The organism is uncultured Anaerococcus sp., from assembly GCF_963510575.1.
Taxonomy (GTDB): Bacteria; Bacillota; Clostridia; order Tissierellales; family Peptoniphilaceae; genus Anaerococcus.
In genome coordinates this window covers 1-3,127 of the sequence record NZ_CAUPFR010000145.1, presented here as the reverse complement: position 1 = coordinate 3,127, position 3,127 = coordinate 1, and the positions used below count along the sequence as shown (strand labels likewise).

At 31.5% G+C, this 3,127-nt stretch carries 7 protein-coding genes; all 7 read right to left on the bottom strand.

Annotated elements, in window-relative coordinates; genetic code table 11:
- Window positions 1–79 precede the first annotated feature (79 nt).
- Window positions 80–493, bottom strand: coding sequence for a hypothetical protein (locus RQ907_RS08305; protein WP_311492903.1), 414 nt, complete (start codon window positions 491–493; stop codon window positions 80–82).
- Window positions 478–960, bottom strand: a complete 483-nt coding sequence (locus RQ907_RS08300) for a type II secretion system protein (RefSeq protein WP_311492902.1) — start codon at window positions 958–960, stop codon at window positions 478–480. The genes RQ907_RS08305 and RQ907_RS08300 overlap by 16 nt, the downstream gene beginning before the upstream one ends.
- A complete protein-coding gene (locus RQ907_RS08295) occupies window positions 944–1,282 on the bottom strand; it encodes a prepilin-type N-terminal cleavage/methylation domain-containing protein (protein WP_311492901.1) in 339 nt (112 codons plus the stop codon). The genes RQ907_RS08300 and RQ907_RS08295 overlap by 17 nt, the downstream gene beginning before the upstream one ends.
- On the bottom strand, window positions 1,263–1,691 hold the full coding sequence (locus tag RQ907_RS08290) for a type II secretion system protein (RefSeq protein ID WP_311492900.1): 429 nt from the start codon (window positions 1,689–1,691) through the stop codon (window positions 1,263–1,265). Before RQ907_RS08290 ends, RQ907_RS08295 begins: the two co-directional genes overlap by 20 nt.
- Entirely contained in the window at window positions 1,688–2,422 is a 735-nt protein-coding gene (locus tag RQ907_RS08285) for a prepilin peptidase (RefSeq protein ID WP_311492899.1), read from the bottom strand. Before RQ907_RS08285 ends, RQ907_RS08290 begins: the two co-directional genes overlap by 4 nt.
- Window positions 2,423–2,452: 30 nt before the next feature.
- A complete protein-coding gene (locus RQ907_RS08280) occupies window positions 2,453–2,851 on the bottom strand; it encodes a prepilin-type N-terminal cleavage/methylation domain-containing protein (RefSeq protein WP_311492898.1) in 399 nt (132 codons plus the stop codon).
- A partial coding sequence (locus tag RQ907_RS08275) for a type II secretion system F family protein (protein ID WP_311492897.1) occupies window positions 2,852–3,127 on the bottom strand: 276 nt, incomplete at its 5' end. It abuts the gene before it with no gap.

The window sequence follows — 3,127 nt, the reverse complement described above, 5'->3', positions numbered from 1 at the left end:
ATTACTAATAATTTCATTTTTCCTACAATTTTTTTCTATTTAATACAATCATTATACAGTAAATGAGTTTTTGGCAATATTAATAAACACTCTCATAAACAATTATTAGATTTTTATTTTTATCCTCTTTATAGGCGAGCGTTGTAATGCTATATGTACCCTTATATTTTGCTTCAACTTTTATTATGTTTAAATTATCTACTCCTAAACTTTCATTATTCGAAATTCCCCTTGTTATCTCAATCTGTGCCTTATGGTCAAAATTATCTAAAAGTTCCTTATTTATAATGTTCCTGCCAGATTTTTTCTCAGCGAAAATTATATTTATAGCCGATTCCGCCTCATAAGTGGCTACTTTTTTATTATACAAAGCCTGCACTATATCCGCATTTGTATCATTTTCCTTATATATAAAAGTAATTGTCAAAGCAAAAACGAGGAGAATTAGCAAAACATAAATACTAATGAAGGCTTTTTTCATAATTTTTTCCATAACTTATTTCCCACGTAAATAGCACTTGTAAATTTATGCTTTCCATTTTTACTAGTCAATCTTATTTTGATAATTTTCTTATTTTTGTCGTAATAAAGGTTCAAATTTCCACACTCGCTAATCCTATTTTCCCTACCTTTTGAATCCTTACTTATGTCATCCCTATAAATACACAAAAAACCATCCTTGGTATAGAAATAAAATCTAGTTAATTTCGTTCCACTACCCATTAAATAACCCTCAAAATTGCAATTTTCATGGTTTGCTTCTTCTATTTTGCAGGCCATATTTAGGGTATTATCAATAAAGGCCATGGCTGTATAGGCTTGTTTGTAATCTTTTTCTTCTTGGTAGGATTTATTTAAGATATTTATATTTAGGGAAAATAAATTCGACAAAATCAAGACCAGAAAAGAAATAATTGCTAGACTTATGATAAGTTCAATTAAACTAAAGCCCTTTTTCATCGCATGCCTCTATTAATTCAAAACTTTTTTCTTTAAAACTTGCCCTAATTTTTTTGTAGGCAATTTTCGAACCAGGAAATTCGTAATTTTCGACACTTATGTCAATTTTTTTGCCATTTATATATTCAACATAAGTTCCGATAGGATTTTCCCTGCTAATTTCAATTGCCTCTTGAAGGACAAAAGAAGTATCAGCCATATCTTTTACCTTCCAGGAATCATCAAGATTTGACCTTAGGGATGGGAGCAAAAATAAGGCGAGAACACTTAAAAGCAAAATGGCGATCAATACTTCAATAAAACTAAAAGCCTTCTTTTTCACTTAGGTAACCTCCTACAGCCTCGATAGTAACATGCCATTTGATATTAGGATCTTTTTTGGAAACAAAATACAAATTATAAGCATCTGAGTCTTTTTTCGAACTAACGTAGCCAGTCTCACTTATATTTATACTGTATGTATTTAAAGAATTAATATATTTTAAATTCCTTCTTTTGGCTATGCAACCAGTCATCTTATAGCCGTAGTCAGTAAAATTTATGGAATTTGCTCTTCCAGATGATATAGATAGGTCTCTTAAATAAGAATAATCATCAATAAAGGTTTGGATTTCACTCTTCGCCCCAATTTTATCTATAAGGGAAAATTTTAAAGTCGCAAGGCCAAGTAAGATGGAAACTATAGCCAAAACTATTATTAATTCTATCAAAGTGAAGGCAGTTTTTTTCATAGGTAATCCTTAAAAAATATTATAATGACAAAGGCTAGAGCAATGGCTGGGCAAAGGGCGATAGTTCCTTTTAATGACCTGTTTTTGATTGCTTTTGCTATACCAATAAGTGCTCCAATCCAAATTGAAAGCAAGATAAAATTTGGGATTTGATAATTTTCTAAGAAACAAAATAGACCTAGGTAAAAAAATAAATCTCCATCCCCAAGTCCACCACCAGATATCCGCCTTATGGCCAAAAACACTGTCGCAAAGATTAAACTTAAGCACAAAAATTTAAGGTCAATCCCCAGAAAAACCAACCTATAAATAAAACCCAAAATTAAAAGGAACTTAAGGTCCCTGTCGTAGATTTCCAAAAATTTATAGTCTGTTAGGGATATTAATAGGCACAGTACCATAGAACCTGCCAGGAAAATTCCTTGGAAAATCCCGAAAGTTTTGAAAATAAAAACAAAGACAAGTCCTCCAATGACTTCTACAAGGACCTTGTCTTTTGAAATTTTTTCCCCACAACACCTGGCTTTGCCCCTAAGGAATAAAAAAGAAAATACCGGTATTAGGTCTCTTTTGAGAATTTTTTTGCCACAGGAATCGCAAAAGCTAGGAGGATTTACAATCGAAATCCCTTCTTCTCGCCTGTAAACCAAGGCACCTATAAAGGACCCAAAAGAAGCTCCTAGCATGAATATTAAAAAATATATTAAAATTATTTCTATTTTAATTTCCATTTGTATTATTTTTTCATTATTATCTTAATCTTATTTTTTTAATTTATCATCAAAGGCATCTTCAGCTGGTGTTACTGTCAACTCATTCTTAGAATGAACATAGGTAACAATATATTCTTTAATAGTATCAGTCTTTAATCCATTTGGAACTTCTGGCCATTTTTCAACATACTTATCATAATCATTAACATCTTTTACATCAGTACCAGAAACTTTCTCTTTCTTTTTCCATGTAAAATCTTTATCTTCATCCAAAATCTTCATCCTAGCCGCAGATTTTAGCATCTCTACATTAGCCTTATGGGCTGTTACTGCAGCCTGTATTCTTGATTTATTATATTTTGGTATAGCAATAGCTACCAAAATCCCCAATATAGCTATTACTATTATTAATTCTATTAAAGTAAAGGCTCTTCTTTTTTTCTTCATCTAAATCCCACCTATTCCATTTATTGAGTCAAACATCGGTATAGATACCGAAAACACTACAAAAGCAACTAGTAGTCCCATGATTATTATCAAAACAGGTTCAGCCAGACTTGTAAGTTTTTTAATCCTAAATATGTATTCATTGGCAAAATATTCATTGGCCTTTTTCATACTTTCATCGAGGTTCGAAGTTTCTGTTCCTATATCTATCATAGATATAAGAAGGGGTGAAAAAACTCCCGCCTGCTTAAAGGCAAGGCTTAGGCTATCTCCCCT